Source organism: Mangrovibacterium sp. (genome assembly GCF_059905295.1).
In genome coordinates this window covers 1-19,822 of the sequence record NZ_JBZQJF010000032.1, presented here as the reverse complement: position 1 = coordinate 19,822, position 19,822 = coordinate 1, and the positions used below count along the sequence as shown (strand labels likewise).

Here is a 19,822-nt window from a genome sequence, read left to right as displayed (position 1 = left end):
TAAACCATCAACAACAAAGCGGCTGCGACGGATTCTATCCGCCGATTAAACCTGTTTAGCAACCGCGTCACCCAGTCCTGAGATGATATTGAGGCTGTATAAAAAGTCGACCTGAAGAAAACCAGACTTACAAATCGAAAAGCTCGTGTTGACTTTGCCCTCAAAAGCTTCGCAAAAGGGGCAGCAGCCTGGACTTACAATTTGATAGTTCAGAGAAAACTCTTCAGACTTTTTAGACAGCCTCTACCTACAAGGTAAGTGGTATTACCTGAGTTCGATTATGACTATCTGTGGATAAATTGTAGAATCAAACTCAGGTTATTATCTTATTTCACTTCAAACTTCGTTTCTGCGGCCTTTAACCAATTGGCCGAGAATTTCACGTTCACTTCACCCGGATTTTCCCCTGCCCGAATATAGGCAATCAAACGTCCGTGGAATACCCGCTGTTTGTTGTCGGTATAGTCGCCCATATCTTCGTTATTGCTGGCCTCTAAACCCAACAATTTGGCATCACCCAAAATCTGACAGGTAACATCATCGTCCGACAACATGACCGGCACACCATTCTGGTCAACCACCTGGATGGCAATCTGTGCAACACCATTTTTAGCAACCGAAGTTTCTTCCTCGATTAATTTGATTGCATAAGGACGCCCTGAAGATTGAATCATATCGCTGCTCACTTGCTTTCCATCAGCATCCAGACCAATAACCTCGAGCTTACCATCCTGGTAAGGAATATCCCAATAGATGATTCCTGTTTGGTCGTCGTAAGGCTTCTTCTCGCCTACCACTTTACCATTCAGCTGCAATTCAGCCTGCGCGGCATTCGTGTAGCAGACTACGCGTATCAACTCGCCTTGCTGGTAGTTCCAGATTGGCCAGGCATCCATCGAAGGCACTTTCTCTTCGTAATCGCCACTGGCATTTTCAGCATCCAGCTGCGACCAAACATCTTTCATCTGGCTCTTGCTACCATGCCCCGGCGTTGGATAGGTTCCCAGGTATGCCATAGGTTGATCCGACCACAACGACTGGCGATAGTAACCACGAGGTTTAATGAAGCCTCCAAAGTCGAGCAACCCGGAATAAAATCCACGAGACGGCCAGCGTCCGGATTCTCCCAGGTAATCGATTCCTGTCCACAAAAATTGACCAAACACAAAATCACGGGATGTCACCGCTTTCCATGCTGCCAAATCATGACGGTTTTCGCTTCCGAACAACACGCGGTTCGGGTATTTGGCATGATCATGATCGTACAAACTCTCGGTATAATTATAACCGGTAATATCCAACGCAAAAGGATAGCCCGTTTGGTTTGACATGGCCACACCTGCTAAACCAGCCGTGGTGGGGCGCGACTGATCGAATTGTTTCACCACCTTAACCAGGCGCTCTGCAATAACTCCAAGTTGCTTGGCATCAGGCGCATCTTTTTTATATCCACCAAAAATTGGCTGGGTGAAGCCTGTTGCAGCTCCACCATCCAACACCGGGTGTGAATAGGGATCGTTCGGGTAATCTACTTCGTTACCAATACTCCATGCGAAAATGGAAAGATGGTTGCGGTCGCGCTTAACCTGGTCTCCCAGGTCCCGTTCTCCCCATTTGTCAAAAAAGTCATACGTTCCCTCGAAACCCGGTGTGCCAACATTCCAGCCTTCAATCCACTTGCGTTTCGGATATTCCCACTCATCAAACGCTTCATCTAAAACAAGCAATCCAAGCTCATCGCACAAATCATATAAATCCGAAGCCTGCGGATTATGACTGGTCCGGATGGCGTTCACGCCAATTTCTTTCAATGTCAACAGTCTTCTCTTCCACACTTCACGAGGGACAGCCGATCCCAGTACACCGGCATCGTGATGCAAACAAACGCCTTTCACTTTCATCGACACACCATTCAGCGCAAAACCTTTATTCGGATCGAAGGTGAAATGGCGAAAACCAGTTGTTGTTGTCGTTTCGTCGATTAAATTCTTTCCACTATAAACTGAAGTTTTTAGGGTGTATAAATTTGGAGTATCGAGCGACCAGAGTTCCGGATTAGTCACTTTGAGTTCCGATTGAGTTTTGCCCGCCTGTCCGGCATCAACCTTCAATTTACCGGATGACTTGGCAACCAGCTTGCCTGCTTCGTCAAACAGTTCGTTTTTCACGGTTAACGCAGATGATGCTGCAGAACCGTTTTCAACATTCACTTCAACCTGCAACTGGTAACCTTTCTGCAATTGTTCGGGGTAAGCATAAACGCCCCATTCAGCAATATGAACCGGGTTGGCATACACAACCCAAACGTCGCGGTAAATACCCGATCCGGTGTACCAGCGCGAATCCGCCGACTGGCTGTGATCTACGCGAACAGCAATCACATTCTCCTCTCCAAACTTAATGTACGGCGTAGCATCGTACATAAAGGAGATGTACCCGTTTGGTCGCTTGCCCAACGACACACCGTTTACAAACACCTCACTTCTATTGTAAACGCCCCCGAAATACAGGTATACTTTTTCACCTTTCTTATCGGCTGGCACCTCCAGGTGCTTGCGATACCAACCAATACCACCGGGCAAATAACCGGTAGAACTTGCCAATGTCGGACTTAACTGCCCTTTCACACTCCAGTCGTGTGGAAGATCAATAGTTTGCCAACGGCTGTCGTCCAAATCAGCTTGCTGACCGTTTTCGACATCCTTCAGCACAAATTTCCAATCTTTATTTGTGAGCATCGCCTCGCCAAAGCCGGGTTGAGCATGCAATGAGCCTAAACTAAGCAGGCAAAGCAAAAGCGGGAATATTAATTTCAGCTTCATATCTTTTCGTCTATTGTTTTAATTATTCAACAGGTGCAATTCCTTTTACAGTAGGCGTTACCTGTTTAATTGTACCGTCCGCATTAAATTCCATTTTGTCGATGCAAACCTCACGGTGGTAGCCGGGACCATCACTTAAATGGTTAGCATTAATACGGTGATATACAATATACCACTCATCTTTACCCGGAACCTTCACCACGGAATGATGCCCTGTACCGTAAATTCCATGAGCTGCATCCTGAATAAGTACAATTGGGTTTTCAGCCACCTTAATTGGTCCCATAGGTGATTTGGAGGTACCGTAAGCCACATGATAGTTTGCGGAACCGGTATCATCAACAGACCACATAAAATAGTAGGTACCGTCGCGATAAATCACATACACACCTTCGCGGAAAGCAAAATCGGCATTGGTTCCTCCCTTCGGTGTTAAAACCTTGATCGTTCCAGGTTTTACTGAAATCATATCGCCGTTCAACTCCGCGGCTGCCAGGTAACCATTTCCCCAGTAAATGTAGGATTTGCCGGAAACCGGATCGATAAAGGCACAAGGATCAATTTGCTGTCCCCAGCCTACAGGAGATTCCTTAATCATAGGCTCTTCTTGAGCGACAAACGGGCCGGTGGGATTGTCGGCTACTGCCACACCAATTTGCTTTCCACCACCGGCAACATAGTTTCCGCTAAAATAAAAGTAGTACTTATAATCGTCACCTACTTTCTTTTCGACAATGGTAGGAGCCCATGCGCTGCCATCAGCCCATGGCACATCCCCTGCTTTCATATCCAGTATCTTACCTTCATCCTTCCAATTCACTAAGTCATCGGATGAAAACACTTTGAAGTAATAACCTGACCACCCAGTAAACCCGTCAGAGGTTGGATAGATGTAGTATTTCCCCGTTTTTTGTGAATATAACACTTGCGGATCAGCATAAAAACCAACCAAAGCCGGGTTATGATCTTCCGATGCTGTAACCGAATAAGTTACCGGTTCCTGTCCGACAATGGTAAACGTATATTCAATGGGGCCTTTAGAGAAATCCTGAGGTCCCTGCGGAGCAAGGCTGATGCCTCTCCATGCTGTAATCATCGGATCGAAAGTGCTTAAATCTGTTCCTACTTTTACAGGTAGATGAATGGTCTTTTTCTCGCCGTTGATCACCACATTGTTCTTTTTCAACTGATCAGAAGTGGCCTTAATAAACAAATCGTCAGCTTTAGCATAAGTAGTCATTAAACGATTGTATTCGTCCGAGGTAATTGGCAAAACCGTACCGTGACGCGGATGAAAGTTCATTGAGATTTCTTGGTCAATCACCGTGAAGTGTTGCAGGTCGGAACTCTTGGTAAACTGGTAGCGACCGCTGGTGTACATGTCGTACATCAGAATATAGTCGTTCGAATTATTCAGTTTGAAAATACCACTTCCCTCAACCGGCACAGTTTGGCTGTCCACTCGTTTGTCGCTTACCAGCTGGTAGCCTTCCGTCAGCTTGTCGGAAATGGCCAGTTTGATTCCGGGGTCGCCATCTTCAGCTTTATGAAACAGGTAATATTTACCATTAAAGGGAATAATATCAGCATCAATACATGCTTTCGTATGGCTATCCGCCGGTGGGAAATACAATTGTTTCGGAGCAGATTCCAAGCCGGTAAAATCTTTATTCGCATAGGCATAATAAATGATGTCAGGGTGGGCACCTTTCTCTTTCATCGAGAAATAAACCATGTATTTACCGGTAGCTTCATCGTAGATTGTTTGAGGGGCCCAAACCCGGTCCACATCAGCAAATTCATCCGGGTAGGTTTCGGGGATATTGATCACTGATGTCTCCCAATGAACCAGGTCAGTCGATTTCATCAGGATCATCGCGTAATTATTCCAACCTTGCTCGGGCACATACAAATCGGTGGCTACCATGTAAAAAGTTTTGCCATCGGCACCGCGCAGAATATGCGGATCTCGTACACCACCGGAAGTACTGATTTTCTTTGAATCCAGTACCGGCTGATTGTCATTTAGCGCCCGGTAATTGTAGCCATCGGTACTGACAGCATAGCGGATTGCTTCTTCACCCGGACCATTCCCGGTAAAGTACACAAACAGGTAAGCATCCGTTTTCGGAGGCTCATTTTTGCACGAAACAAGCGAAAAGAGGCTACCAACGACCAGCAGACAGGTCGCTAATTTCGTTATCATTTTAATTTTTGTGTGATTCATTGTTTTGTGTGTATATTGATTTCGGTCTATTAAACTTCGTTATTTTGATACAGGTGAAATGCGATACAATCCGGCCCCATGATAATTGATCGTTGGGGCAAATTCATTGCCAGAATAAGTACCCAAGTCCTTATGCGCCCAAAGGTCGCGAATGTTACATGCTCCGGTAAATCCGAGTTCTTCCAGATTGACAGGAATGGCAACTGCATCAACCTCTCCGGCAGTCGGATCTTCCGTTGATATCATAAACTCTACGGTGGCTCCACCTTGCTGGCGCGTTCCTCCCTGATCCAGTCCTGCAAAAGCTTTAAATCGTACTGTATTCTCCGGAATTTTATATTTGATGATGGATTGTGAATGAGTTCCGATTCCTTTTTCATAATTAGTGCCCTTCACATTGAGAGGACTCCCGGAGATGCTTTTATTCAGAGCTACCTCACCCCATCCTGCCGAAGCGGATTCCCAATTCAGACTCGTCAAACTAATCGAATCGCCGTTATCCAGGTAGATTGTTGGGTTAATCCAGTCGGCATGGTCACAGGCATGACCGTCGCCGCTATCGTTGACTATCAGATATAACTGATTACTTCCTTTCGGAAGATCAATATCAATTCTTTCACCATATCCATCGGTCAGGCGCGATACGGTACCACTTCGGTACAACAAATCTTTTGTTGTAATAAAACCATCGCCGGCACTATTGAACACAGCCACAAACTTATCGCCGGTCTTCGGATCATCGGCCGCCCAACCGATCAGGTCATTCTTGTTAAACCACTGCTTATTATTAACAGAATGGGCATGTACATCGAGCACTTCGCTGTTGGTTAACAACGAGTTTGTAAATTCATCGTTATCCGGCATGTTCCCGCCAAACATCAATGGCGACTTAAACATGGTCCAAAGCGTCATTAGGGTATATTGTTCATCCTTGGTAAACCTGGTGTATCGGTTTGTGGCTCGTTCCCCACGAATAAATTTCCCCATGGGAAGCATATCGGCATCAGGCCAGGCACCAGGTTGAATGTAAGGTGCCCACTCGGCACACTTTTCGAATGAATAGTTGAGTTGTGTCCAGTTATCCCAAAAATCATCAATAGTACGCCACATATTCGCATGAGCAGCTGCATGTTCATGTTCATCAAGCGGGGTAGCTCCCGGCGACATACTGAATACAATCGGTCTCCCAGTTTGATCAATGGCTTTGCGAATCATTTCAATTTCATCCGCATGATAAGGACGGGACAAATCATCAACCTTGACGAAATCCAATCCCCACGAAGCATACAAATCGAAAATGGAATTGTAATATTCCTGAGCACCAGGCTTGCCGGCAACAATCGTGTAATTATCCTGCAGCCAGGTACATTCGGAGTCGGTAGAGTAAATATCGGCAGCTGTTTTGTCGGTTCCTTTAATCGGAAGTTTATTAAAAACAGCTTCCTTCGGCACTCCCCGCATAATATGAATTCCAAACTTTAAACCCAGACTATGAATATAATCAGCCAGGGGCTTAAAGCCGGCGCCATTGGCTGCCGATGGGAAACGCGTTGGCGAGGGCATGTAACGACCGTAATCATCCAAAATAAAAGTTGAATTGTCGTAAGCATTGTAGTGACCCGTTGTCTGGTTATCAACATACCAGCGAATATCCACCACAATATATTCCCAACCGAAATCCTTCAGGTTGGCTGCCATATAATCTGCATTTGCTTTCACCTCGTCCTCAACTACCGAGGGGCCAAAACAGTCCCAACTGTTCCATCCCATAGGAGGGGTTAATGCCCATTGATGAAAGGAACTTTCACCCTTCCTTTTTGTGTTACACGATTCGAGGCTTGTCAATAAGAACAATAAGATGAAACCAGTACTAAATATCCTTGTCATGATTTGATTCTTTCAGAATAAGTTGATTTTTGATAGACTAATAACCGAATGACGCATTTTTGCGCTATTTCCCTCAAAAATCAGTCTTTGTGATAATTAATGTTTTACGATTATTTTCTTTGTGATTGTCCCTTCAACTGTTGTTAATTGGAGCAAGTAAACACCGGTAGCCATACCCGATACATCCAAATCGGTATTACCGCTCGATTTGATGTCGATATTTGTCACCACCGCCCCATTCATATTAAGAAGTTGTAAGGTAGAATAATCACGCTTACTAAACTCTCTGTAATTAACATGCAAAATGTCATTAGCAGGATTCGGCCATACCGACAGATCACTCTCTTCCAGGACCATATCAAATACATCGGTTGTCAAGTCGTTGTACAGACCGGAAACTTCTGTCCCGGACAACTGATAGTTATAGATTCTAAAATCATCGATCACCCCTTCGAACAGACTTCTGGTTGACTGATTCATACCGATATCGTTCATCCAAAGATTTAGGTCTGAAGGATTGACTGTCATTGTTGCCGATTCGGCAACCAATTGACCATCTACATAAATAAATGCACCATTGTCTCCAAGCGTTACGACTAAATGCGCCCACTTGTTTACGGGTAAGGAAGTGGCTGTTAAAGTCTGCTCTACCCCGTCGACCTTGATACCGAGTTGCATTTGTCCGCCAACAGAAGGAGATAAATAAATCATATCACCTTTCGCTGACGCAAAACTGAATAAGTGCTGTCCCACATTAAAACCAGCCCAGTTCACCCAAGCCACAATTGAAATTGCCTGATGATTGGCAATATCTTCGGGGAGCTGAACAAAATCGCTTGAGCCATTTAATGATAAGGCTCCCGATCCTTGTTTCCCCTGCACAAACGTTCCACCTTTGGCGGCACCATGATTTAAATTTACAGTACTATCCCGAACATCCTGGTTGTCAAACGTCAGGTATTCAACCAAATCATTTTCACCGGTCGATGCAGCGGACACTTCCTGTGAATAGCCGGAACGGTTAAGGGCTTTATCGACCGCCCTGATTTTGTAGAAGTACAAAACACCATCTGTTGTTGTATTATCAACACAGGAAGTAGCGTTGACATTTCGAGCAATCGTATTGTATTCGCCACCAGAGGAATTGGCACGTAAAATATCATAACCAGCCACATCTGTATCCGGACTGGCTGTCCAGCTAAGTTTAACAGAGCTAGCATTTCCCGTAGCTGTTAAATTCGTTGGAGCAGCAGGAGCCGTAAACTCAACGGTAGCATCAACCGGCAAAAAACGCCAAAGCAGGTTGTCATTACTATTTTTTTCCCGTTGGACGATATTGTTGTCCGAAGATCCTTCCATGCACAAAGCACTATGACGGCTTCGAATATAAAACCAACCATCACCAGCATATTCCAGGTACCACTGTTGATTGGCTCCTTTCGTATCGTCCCAGGTAGCAATATTCCCGCCATCATCCAGAGTCCAATTATAAATGTCAGGTGATTTACCGCTGTTCACTGCAGTCATGGAGTAGTAGCTGAAGTCGCCCCCAATTCGGGAATCGACCGATGATACATTCCACTGCTGGTAGGTCGCCCCCGAGTAGGTTCCTTGCTGAAAATTGGCACCGGCCTGTGTTGAACCACCTGCTACTTCCGCCACCATGCCGCTGGCTTTATTCACCAGGATATACCGGCCATTAATAGCTGGTTGCACATCCTCGCCCCATGAGATGTTAATAACACGCTCAGCATTGGTCTGTCCATTTTGATATCCGGTTCCTCCGGGCATCACCACTGTAAATTGACGACGCGGACCTTGACCATCGTAGTAAACATCTTTGTCTTGTGAAACAAAAGAATAAGTTGTGGTTACAGCTTGCCTTTCCGAGGTACCGGCAAAAGCTTGCACTTTCCCGTCGGGAGCACGATAAACCGATGCTGCAGTCCAGTTAGGGCGGTCTTCGGCATAGCCTAGTCGCGCGCCTCCAGTTCTGCTGGCTTTACAAAACTCACCACGGGCATATTCAGCCCAGCCCCACCAGATACCGGTTTGCATACCATACTCAACACCCACCATTGCTTCCATAACGTTATGTAGCTCATCTGCTGTTGCGTGGTCACCGTTTGCCCTCACCGCCTGGAAGAACGCAGCATAATGGTCAAAATCTCCTGCTAGCTGGTGCGTGTTTCCCTCGTCTAATCCGGCAGGATCCAAATAGTTGTACCATTCCAATGCAACATCGTCATTCAGCGTATTACCACCGGAGATACGAATATTGTCGAAGTTGGAATTTTTCTTCAACTCAAGAATGATATCATAAAAATTATCAATCGTTCCCTGACCTGTGACCGAATAGTCGGGTTCATTGAATGGCGAAACTGTAATTACTGTTCGGCCAGCTGCGACGTGCATCGCTCTGGTTATATCGAGGAGCTCAGCCCAGTTCTTCGCTTGATCGGGATTTGAGGGAGAAAACATAGCAGCGATTGACGGGTGATCTGAGTTCAACACCACTTGAGTTTTCGGATCAAGCCAAGTATTTATAATATTTATCCGCTTGTTAGTATTGGTGAGCGCATCCCCTGTCAATGCCCCATTAACGATCGAATCTGTTGGCATAAATGAAGAGCGCACCACATCAACAATGTCTTTCCCCATAAACCTGCTCCCTCGAATAATATTGGCCTCATCGAGCCAGGCCAGGTCCAAACCCCAGATTATAGGTTTTTCCTCTCCCTGATCCGACAAACTATAGGTTACCGTGCGGTCCGGCACAGATTGCACAGCCAGGTTATCGCTTGTGCTTGCTGTTTGAGCATTGGAATAGCTAATTCCGATGCCCAATGAAAGAATAGTCAGAAATAAAACTCTTTTAATCATAGCTAGTTTCAATTAATTATTTTGCCAGTTAGTTAGGATCGGATCATCGTGATCCTTTTTTTCGTTACCAAAAATACCATGTACAGAGCATCCGGATAGTAACAGCTTCGTCAAATACAGGTAACAGAATCGTCAGATTGCGTTTTATCACATCGATAAGAGCTAAACAGTCTAACCACTAAACCTGGAGACACCCTGCCAGCCCAATTTGAGCCTGTATAAGACAAAACATTCATGATTCGGAGGAAATCTTCAACAGGAATGAAAGTGGAGGAAAACAAGAGAAGGCCGGGCATGGATTACCGACGCGTACGACCGCAACCGGGTTCTCTTTTGACGGTTCACCGATGCGTAGGGTGGCAAACCTGTTTACCGGGATAGGATTACGCCGGCGTGAAGTAGCAAACCGGTTCTCCGGTTGTAGTTTACCGACGCGTACGACCGCAACCGGGTTCTCTTTTTGACGGTTCACCGATGCGTAGAGTGGCAAACCGGAATAAGGAGGGGAGTAAAAACAAAAAACAGACATGATTCACGGGAATCTCCAACAGGGATGAAAGTGGAGGAAAACAAGAGAAGGCAGTTGAAAGCAGTTGGAAACAATTGAAGACAATCGAATGGAGACTTTCACAGAAAAAACACTCATGATTCCGGGGAATCACCAACAGGAATGAAAGTGGAAAGGTTTCCTTGCATTAGGTTGTCATTGTTATCTGAAGTTGTCAGGTTATCTTGGAACTTGGAACTTGAAACTTGAAACTCAGAAGGAACTTTCACAGAAAAAGGAGGCTTTCTTCAATAAACTTGAAGATAAGCCTCCATGAAACAGCTATTCCTAACTAGCAAATTGTTTTTCTCTTTAAACGAACCTCTCTCTGATTCGTCAACTACCTAAAGAATTTGTTATAGCCTTTTTACTCAACTGCTTTAATCGAAATAGAAGCTTCATTTAATTCTGTAGAACTAGCCTGCAATATCAGTGATCCGCTTTTATGCGTGCTCTTAATCACAACAAGTGCGCGTCCTTTCCAAACAGTACAACAGTCATTCACATAGGGCTCTACTTCTTTCATATTACCATCGCCAACACCAGCAATCGTTCCTTCTCCGGCAAGTGTGAATTGAATCTTATTTTCAGCATTGGGGACAATGTTCCCTTCTGCATCTGTAACTTCAACTGTTACATACGACAAATCCTGCCCGTTGGCTTTAATCTGTGCCCGGTCGGCTGTTAATCGGATTTGGCTTGCTTTTCCGGCTGTTTTAAGGATCCTTGTTTCCATCTCTTTATCACCATCAACACCCACTGCCTTTAATACCCCGGGAGTATATGGCACGTTAAAAGTCGCTTTGAATTCCTGCTCCAAGCCAGTTTGTTCTTCACCAATCAGCTTATCATTCAAATACAAACGTACTTTCGGATATTTCGAATAAACCTCAACTTGTATTACCTTCCCTTCGTAACCCGGCCAGTTCCAGCTTTCCCAGGTTGGCCACACAGCCCACATCGTTGTCTTGATTGACCCGTTATCCGGATTGGGCTCGCGCACCGCCAGGTATAGTTTCTCGGTATCGTTCCACAACAAATTACGGTAATGGGAAATCGGTTTTCGCCAGCCGGTCAGATCAATATCGCCGCAATAAGCACCATGCCAGGGATAGAAATCCTGCTCCCAATGCTGACCCTCTGGCTCTCCGGGATAGTAATAACGACCAATGCTTGATTCGCCCAAATAGTCCATTGCCGTCCACACAAAATCACCGATGATATAGTTATGATTCTGCACCATCTTCCAATTATAGAACGCATCTTTCGGGTACGATTCTGTTTGAACAATAATCCGGGAAGGCACGCGCTCATGATCAGATTCAGCCTCCTGCATCATGTAATTATAGCCACAAATATCGTGTTCAGCCATTAGCGGGTCAAAGATCTCCCAGCCCTGATTCCAGGATGTCATGGCTGAGGTTACCGGTCGTGTTGGATCCAGTTCTCGAATGTAGCTATTCAGCATATGAGCTGTTTCAACCGCTTCCGGTTTGGTACGCTCAATGATTTCGTTACCGCTACTCCACATGATAATCGAGGGATGATTACGATCTCTCAAAACCATCGCCTCAATATCGCTCTTCCAGCATTGGTCAAATATACTGGCATAATCGTATGGTGTTTTTTGCTCTTTCCAACCGTCGAATGACTCATCAATAACCAAAAGTCCAAGACGGTCACAGGCAGACAAGAAAGCTGGTGACGGCGGGTTATGCGAAGTTCTCACAGCATTGAAACCGGCAGATTTCAACAACTCCACTTTTCGCTCTTCGGCCCGGTCATAGGCCGCTGCTCCTAAAACTCCATTGTCGTGATGAACACAGCCCCCATTTAGTTGGATGCTCTCACCATTCAACTTAAATCCGTCTTCCGCAGAATAACTTATTGACCGTATACCAAAGTTGTTTACTACTTCATCAATGACCTGATTCTCTTGTTTAATAACCGATTGCGCTGTATACAAATGGGGATGCCGGGGACTCCAAAGTAATGGATTATCTACATGAATGGTTTGAGTTACTTCTTGTTCAGAGTTCGAATCAATCTCGATATGGATCGAAGCCTTTCCTACTGTCTGCTGCCCCTGATTTGAAACAGCCGTAATCAGTTCAACATGTTTTTTGTGGCCGGTTTCATTTTTAATTCGTGTTTTCAGCTCAATCGTTGCACTGTCTTTATTGACTTCCGGCGTTGCAATGGCGATCCCCCAATTAGCAACATGAATAGGATCCGTAACTTTTATCCAAACATGCCGGTAAATTCCGGAGCCACTGTACCAACGACAGTTCTTTTGTTGAGAATTATCGACCCGAACGGCTATCAAATTTTCTTTTCCATATTCGACGTAGGGCGTTAGATCAAAGAAAAATGAAGTGTAACCATAAGGATGCACCCCTAATGACTGTCCATTGATGAATACTTCGGCGTTCATATAAACACCCTCAAAGTAGATCCCTATTTTGCGGTTCTTCCATTCAATTGGCACATCAAAAGTTTTACGGTACCAACCAATACCAGCAGGGAAATAACCACCATCGTTGCCAGTCGGGTTATGTCGGGATATTTGCCCCTCAATACTCCAATCGTGTGGTAAATCAAGCTTTCGCCAGCTGGTATCAACATAACTTACGGCGCTGGCATCCGGATAATCTCCTAAGGCAAATTTCCAGTTATAATCAAAATTTTGCTTTCGTTCGAGCTTCTCTCCATTATTTTCCTGAACCGAGAAACACCCAGTCACAAGCAGCGAGAGAAATAGAACAAAAGTTGAAAGCTTTACAAGTCTTTTCATAATGGTTTCAATTAGGTCAATTCGTTAACTTTTCATTTTCCTTATCCGTTAAAAGGCAGGAAAAATTTTAGCACTACAAACTTATTTTAAGCCGGGCAAAGCATCTACTATAAATCAATCACAGGGCGTATACAAATTCGTCAGATACGATTTTTTGGCCAGATATTACTATGTTTGTAGAGAGAACCTGTATGCTATGAAATCTTTTTGGTTGTGTATTTTCCTGTCGCTTAGCCTGGGCGTGCAAGCCCAGTTTCAACAAATTAAAAAAATTGGTATTGAGGATGGTTTATCTAATAGTTTTATCATGGGAATTACCCAGGATAAGAACGGATTTTTGTGGTTTTCAACAGAATCCGGCTTAAACCGATTTGACGGCGAAAGTTTCAGAATATATAAAAAAGCAAACGCGAATTCTCCAAATTCGGTCAGTGCAAACGAGCAAAATGTCGTGTATGCCGATCGATATGAGAATAAGATTTGGTTGGCAACCCAGCGAGAAGGGCTAAATTCTTTCGATTGCGAAACCGAACAATTCAAATATTACCGTAATGATCCCAATGATGACAGTAGCCTGCCGACCAACGACGTTACCAACATTGTCAATTCGCGGGATAGTAATTTATGGGTTACCACTTATCACAACGGATTCGCCTATTTTAATAAAAAGACGGAGAAATTCACGCGCTTCAATCAAGCCACTCTCCCAAGCCTGGCCAGCAACACCATTTGGTGCATCAAAGAAGCGGAAGACGGCACAATCTACCTCGGCCATGAAAATGCGGGTTTTAGCATTTATGACCCCAAAACCGGAACCACCAAGAATTTCCGGAACGACCCCAATGATCCAAACAGCCTACCCGATAACAAAGTAAATACGATATTAATTGATAAAGATTCCAATATATGGTTAGGGACCAGTAACGGCTTGGCTTTATTCAACAAGCAGTCCGAAAAATTCACGGTATTTCGCCATACCCCCGGAGATTCAAACTCCTTGGTTGGCAATTTTGTTTTCAGCATTATTCAACGAAAAAACGGACAATTGTGGATTGGAACGGAAAATGGTGGCATAAGTATACTGAACACCACCAGGTACGCCCAGCTAGCCCCACAGGAAACAAAGTTCATCAACATTCGCTCGGGATTTGATGTCTTTTCTTTATCGAACCAAACGGTTCATTGCATCTACGAAGATCAGTTTGAAAATGTCTGGATCGGCACTTATGGCGGTGGAGTCAACTTTATCAGTCACCAGCCCTCCTTATTTAACACCTGGACCTATTATCCAAATCCGGAAGTCACAAACAGATTATCCAACAAAGTAGCCTGCGGTATTTGTAGCGATGAGAAAGGTCGCATTTGGGTGGGAACCGATGGCGGAGGAATTGATGTATTTGAAAACGCCAAAAAAATCAGGTCCTTAAACAAGTCTAATTCGGGACTGACAGACAATGCTGTTCTTGCAGCGTTCCGTGATTCACGTAACAATCTCTGGTTTGGAACCTGGGCCGGAGGTGTATCAATCCGAAGAAGCAATTCATCAAAAGTTGAAGCTTTTCCAATTGAAAACATTGGCGATGTCCGGTGTTTCTCAGAAGACACCCAAGGGCGAATTTGGATTGGCAGTTCAAACCGTCTTTTTCAATACAATCCGAAAACAAAAAAAATCACCGCCTTCACTGCACAGAACTCAGGATTAAATGGTGATTTCGTCAGAAGTATATGTACAACGAAGAACGGACAGGTCTGGATCGGTTATTTTGGTGCAGGTATCTCTGTTTATAACGACCAGCTGGAATTGCTTCACAGTTTTAACACGGGAAATGGCTTGTCGTCCAACACGATCGATGCAATTTACTACGATCAGTCCAATAATGTTTGGGCAGGCTCCGGAGAGGGGTTAATCCATTTCGATACGGAGGATCCCACAAATTTTACGGTTTATAACGACAATAGTCAAATCGCTGACACCCACATTCGGGCCATTACAGAAGATTCTTCCGGTAAGCTTTGGTGCAGCACAACAAATGGCATCGTTTGTTACGATCAACAAAAGAAGCAATTTTACAACTACCTTCATCAACATTACGACGGGATTCCAATCGGAGCCTTTATGTCAGGATCTGTCCTGAATTACAAAAACGAATGGATTATGTTTGGATCCCAAAACGGACTGTGCTTTTTTGATCCTAAACGACTACCGTCCCACTTAACGTTACCTCCGATTGTCTTAACCGACTTTAAAGTATACAACAAAAAACTGGAACGAACTGATCAGGAGAGTTCGATCCCGGTAACACACAATATTAAACTATCGTACGAACAGAACACCTTTACGATCTCATTCAATGTACTAGACTATGTCCTCACGGACCTTGTAGAATACAGCTATCAATTGGAAGGACTCGAAGATCGTTGGTACAACGCAAACGATAGGCATTCTGTAACTTTTCGAAACATTCCTTACGGAAGTTACCATTTCAGAATCAAGTCTCGCATCAGGAATCAGGAAGGATCCGATACGGTTTCTTCATGGAATATCTACATTCATCCCCCTTTTTGGCTGAGTTGGTGGGCAAAAACAATCTATGTACTCCTCATTGTCCTAATTGTCTGGCTTATTCTGCGTTTTTATAAACACCGGCTGGAATTAGAGAATTCACTAATCCTTGAAAAAAATAATCACCAGAAAGATCAGGAACTTCACACAGAAAGACTCCGGTTCTTCACGAACATTGCACACGAATTACGGACGCCTCTGACACTGATTTTAGGTCCGCTGGAAGATCTGATTACAGACGCAAATCTCGATAACCGACAAACGGGAAAACTAACGGCAATACAGAAAAGCACCAAACGCTTGTTGAATCTTATCAACCAGCTGATGGAATTCCGAAAAACCGAAACCCAAAACAAACAGTTAACGGTTTCGAAAGGAATGCTTGACCAATTGGTTCTCGAGATCGGACAAAAATACCAGGAACTGAATACGAATAAAAAGCTCCGCATCAGTATCGACATTGCAGAGGACGGCTACAATATGTACTTCGACCCGGAAGTCATCTCAATTATTCTGGACAATCTAATTTCGAACGCAAGGAAATACACCGAATCCGGTTTGATTAAAATAGCTCTTCGAAATTTTGAGGAAAACGGGAACAGTTTCACTGAAATCACAGTCGAAGACTCCGGCAATGGAATCCATCCGGAAGCCTTACCCCGAATTTTCGACCGTTATTTCCAGGATAAAAACAGTTTTCATCGCTCGGGTGGAACCGGAATTGGCTTAGCTTTGGTGAAAAACCTGGTTAGCCTGCACGAAGCCGAAATCAAGGTTGAAAGTGAACTTGGTCGCGGCACAACTTTCCATGTCATTTTATCCAAAGAAAACAAGTACCCCAATGCCTTGCACGAAACCCTAGACCAACGCCGAGAAATTGCAGAAGAGCAACCGCAAATAAAAGATATTGTCCCTGATGAAATATCAAGCGAGATGCAAGAACAGGCAGATGATTCGGAACTAAAATCGAAGCAAATTATCCTGGTCGTTGAAGATAACCCTGAAATAAACAGCTATATCGTTGAATCATTATCACCTTATTACCAGGTTATTTCAGCACTCAATGGTATCATCGGTCTGGAAAAAGCACAAAAGCATACCCCCGATCTCATTATTTCGGATGTTATGATGCCGGAAATGGATGGCTTCGAATTAGTCGGCAAGCTAAAAGAAGATGTCCGCACAAGTCACATCCCTATTATTTTACTGACTGCTAAAGACTCGCTCTCCGATAAGACAACAGGTTACGATCTGGGGGCTGAATCCTATATTACCAAACCATTTACAGCCAAACTGCTTCAAAGCCGGATTAAAAACCTGTTGGAGATCCGGAAAAAAATTGCAGAACAATTTAAAGAGTCGGTTGACAAATCGGCTTTCATGAATGAATCACTCAATAATTTAGATAAAGAATTCATCGAAGCAATCGCGAAAATCATCGAGGAAAATCTGGACTCGAGCGATCTGGATGTAGCTTTTCTGGCAGAACGAATGGCGATGAGCCATTCTTCGTTGTATCGAAAAGTAAAGGCGTTAACTGAACAGACCGTTAACGAATATATTCGGACAATCCGCATTCGGAAAGCAGAAGAATTCCTGATTACCGGACGTTATTCTATCTCAGAAGTTTCGTATATGATTGGGATGAGTAGCAGTAATTATTTCAGAAAATGCTTTAAAGACGAATTTGGTGTAACGCCGAGTGAATATGTAAAAAACATCACTTCAAAAGATTAATATTCTGTTCTGAAGCTTAATCTGGAGATCCGCTAAACAAGGACAGTTTGGCAAAGAAATCTTCAAACATGAGTCGAACATCCAGATCGTAATAAACTCTTATTTCCCGTCCGTTGGGATTATCGTTGAAATAGCCGGTGTCACTTACTCTTGGCGCCGGTTTCAGGGCATATTTGCTCGATGACGGGTCTGCTTCCCATGCCGACTGCAACGCTGTTAAAAGCACTAACGGACTATCACCCAAAGCATAGGCTTCACCCAACCCCTTATCAGCTCGTTTCATTAAATCCTCCAGACGACTAACTAAAAAATTTCCCGTTTCTCCCCGGCCTTTAACTTTGGATACAAGCTCGGCATAGCTTGTAAGAGCCTGGCGATAAGCATCGCGCGGCACCTGCCAAATCGGAATATTCGACTGGTTAAAGATGACCTGACAAGCTTTAGGGTCAATTCCGGTATTGTATTCCCATTTTTTTGTTGCCCCCGGAGGAGGAAATGCCAGACCATCATATTCGGTACCACCAATCCAAATCAAAATAATTTTTTCAGCAATTTTGGGCTCCATTAACCAAGCACTGGCAATATTTGTCAAGCCCGCGCCACAAACTACATAAAGCGGCTTTTGATTATCATCCCGCATGGCCTCCCGAATAATGGCTTTTGCCCCCTCTGACTCAACCGGCGTAAGCGTATCCGGCAGTTCTGAACTGGAACCATCAAACACGGTATATTGATCGTTTAAATGCATCGCTGACAACAACTCATTTGCCATTTTACTCGAATAAGTTGCATCTCCCGGATAACCATAAAATCCAACATCATAGTGTTTCGAACCGATAATTGCTTTCACATCCACCGTTGGTGATAACAGGTGGTGAGCCAACTGAAACAGCCCGTCGGGATCTCCGCCAAAATCATTATCAATAATCACCCGTGCTCTTTTATCAATAATAGAACTATAATCCGGGGTTTGAGCGAACGAAAAGCCCGTAAAAAACAAGGTACAGAACAGCAAGATTTCGATTTTTTTCATAGTAATTAGTTGTCGTTGGTAAAAGAACATCTAAGTTAATCAATCTAACAAAAATACCCCAAAAGTGAGAAGCCACTTTCGGGGTTGTTTCTGTCTAAACAAACTAACTAATCTCCGGTAATGAAACCACTTATACCGAAAATATCAAAGGAAAATTAACCGGAATTACTCCGATTTTATCTAAATTATTGAACCTGAAACGTATTTAATGAATGAGACTGAAGCGAAACATTCAGATATCGTTCGCCAAGCTTTACCGATACCTCTTTATTTGTGTCTGTAAAATTCCCCGCAAAAACGACATATTGACCTTCGGGATTTTTAACCACCATTAATGGCAATTTGTCATCGTTCCCGTTCTTAAAGGCCAGCACTTTACTTCCCGGTTTCAGAAAGTGGGTATATTGCTTGACGGCAAAATACTCGGGGGTGTAGGTTGCTGTTTTTGCTTTTGAGTCCACTCGAATCAGCGCATTTTGTTTCCACCCCCAACCACTGACACCATTATCAGCAAGGATCGCATTCCAAAAAGTGTATTCCTCACAACCATTTCCCAGGTAATGATTGATCAACTTGAAGGTATGCTCAGCTGCGCTCCAGTCGAACGAGCCCCATCCGCATTCGCTTTCGGTCTGTACATATTTGTAGTTCGGGTATTTTTCGCGAAGACGTGGCAGGATTTGCCCACCTTCCCACTGAAATCCAACGCCCTTAAAAGTTGCCGGCATACGCGGATCTGAAAGCACCTGGTCAATGACTTCGAAATGATTGGTATTAATTGTCCCAAAATACAAATCAACATCCGGATGTTTCTCTTTTAAAGTTGGTGCCAAATATTCAGCATTAAAGCGAATAATTCCTTCAGGCGTCCAGGCACATCCGGGATATGGGGTATAGCTCCAGGGCTCATTTTGAAACATAACCGTCTTAATAGGAATTCCTTCTTCAGCATATGCAGAAATGAACTTACAGAAGTAGTTCGCATAGGTCTGCAGATAACGAGGATCTTGAATTAAATAATCATTCACCGTCAGCTTTTTAGGAAATACATTTTCATATGTTTTTTCACTGTCCTCAAAAAGCAGGTAATCTTCTTTAGGGTCTAGCTGATTGTATTGACCATTACTCACCACTGAATAATAGTGATTAATTTTCATCCAGGAGGGTGGCGACCAAGGCGAAATCCAAAAGGTTAAATCCGGGTTCTTTTCCTGTGCTGCTTTAATAAAAGGAATCAGTGTTGTTTTATCACGATCGATGTTAAAATACTTCAACTGAAAATCGCCACTTACTTCGTCGCAACTATACCAATCGCGGGCATAATCGTTG

At 44.0% G+C, this 19,822-nt stretch carries 9 protein-coding genes; 1 reads left to right on the top strand and 8 read right to left on the bottom strand.

Features of this window, described 5'->3' with window-relative positions; genetic code table 11:
- Positions 1-326: 326 nt before the first annotated feature.
- The 6 genes from AC37HE_RS02190 to AC37HE_RS02165 all read right to left on the bottom strand — a co-directional run bounded on the left by AC37HE_RS02190 (position 327) and on the right by AC37HE_RS02165 (position 13,160).
- Positions 327-2,822, bottom strand: coding sequence for a glycoside hydrolase family 2 TIM barrel-domain containing protein (locus tag AC37HE_RS02190; protein WP_500781136.1), 2,496 nt, complete (start codon positions 2,820-2,822; stop codon positions 327-329).
- A gap of 22 nt (positions 2,823-2,844) precedes the next feature.
- Positions 2,845-5,028, bottom strand: a complete 2,184-nt coding sequence (locus AC37HE_RS02185; RefSeq protein WP_500781135.1) for a glycoside hydrolase family 43 protein — start codon at positions 5,026-5,028, stop codon at positions 2,845-2,847.
- Between the two features lie 60 nt (positions 5,029-5,088).
- A complete protein-coding gene (locus AC37HE_RS02180; protein ID WP_500781134.1) occupies positions 5,089-6,936 on the bottom strand; it encodes an NPCBM/NEW2 domain-containing protein in 1,848 nt (615 codons plus the stop codon).
- A gap of 96 nt (positions 6,937-7,032) precedes the next feature.
- Positions 7,033-9,819 carry an RICIN domain-containing protein gene (locus AC37HE_RS02175; RefSeq protein WP_500781133.1) on the bottom strand — a complete coding sequence of 929 codons (2,787 nt, stop codon included), beginning with the start codon at positions 9,817-9,819 and terminating at the stop codon, positions 7,033-7,035.
- A gap of 232 nt (positions 9,820-10,051) precedes the next feature.
- Positions 10,052-10,348 (bottom strand): hypothetical protein, encoded by a 297-nt coding sequence (locus AC37HE_RS02170; protein ID WP_500781132.1) that lies wholly within the window; start codon positions 10,346-10,348, stop codon positions 10,052-10,054.
- A 385-nt stretch (positions 10,349-10,733) separates the two neighbouring features.
- Complete coding sequence (locus AC37HE_RS02165; RefSeq protein WP_500781131.1) at positions 10,734-13,160, bottom strand: glycoside hydrolase family 2 TIM barrel-domain containing protein; 2,427 nt, start codon at positions 13,158-13,160, stop codon at positions 10,734-10,736.
- 196 nt (positions 13,161-13,356) lie between these two features.
- Between AC37HE_RS02165 and AC37HE_RS02160 the strand changes: the two genes are divergently transcribed.
- Complete coding sequence (locus tag AC37HE_RS02160; protein WP_500781130.1) at positions 13,357-17,460, top strand: hybrid sensor histidine kinase/response regulator; 4,104 nt, start codon at positions 13,357-13,359, stop codon at positions 17,458-17,460.
- Positions 17,461-17,476: 16 nt separating this feature from the next.
- Here the strand turns inward: AC37HE_RS02160 and AC37HE_RS02155 are convergent, their stop codons facing one another.
- Together AC37HE_RS02155 and AC37HE_RS02150 are read right to left on the bottom strand one after the other, a co-directional pair.
- Positions 17,477-18,493: a nucleoside hydrolase gene (locus AC37HE_RS02155; protein WP_500781129.1), complete on the bottom strand. Its 1,017-nt coding sequence runs from the start codon at positions 18,491-18,493 to the stop codon at positions 17,477-17,479.
- A 185-nt stretch (positions 18,494-18,678) separates the two neighbouring features.
- Positions 18,679-19,822, bottom strand: a 1,144-nt coding sequence (locus AC37HE_RS02150) for a glycoside hydrolase family 30 protein (RefSeq protein ID WP_500781128.1), incomplete at its 5' end; no start/stop codon positions are given.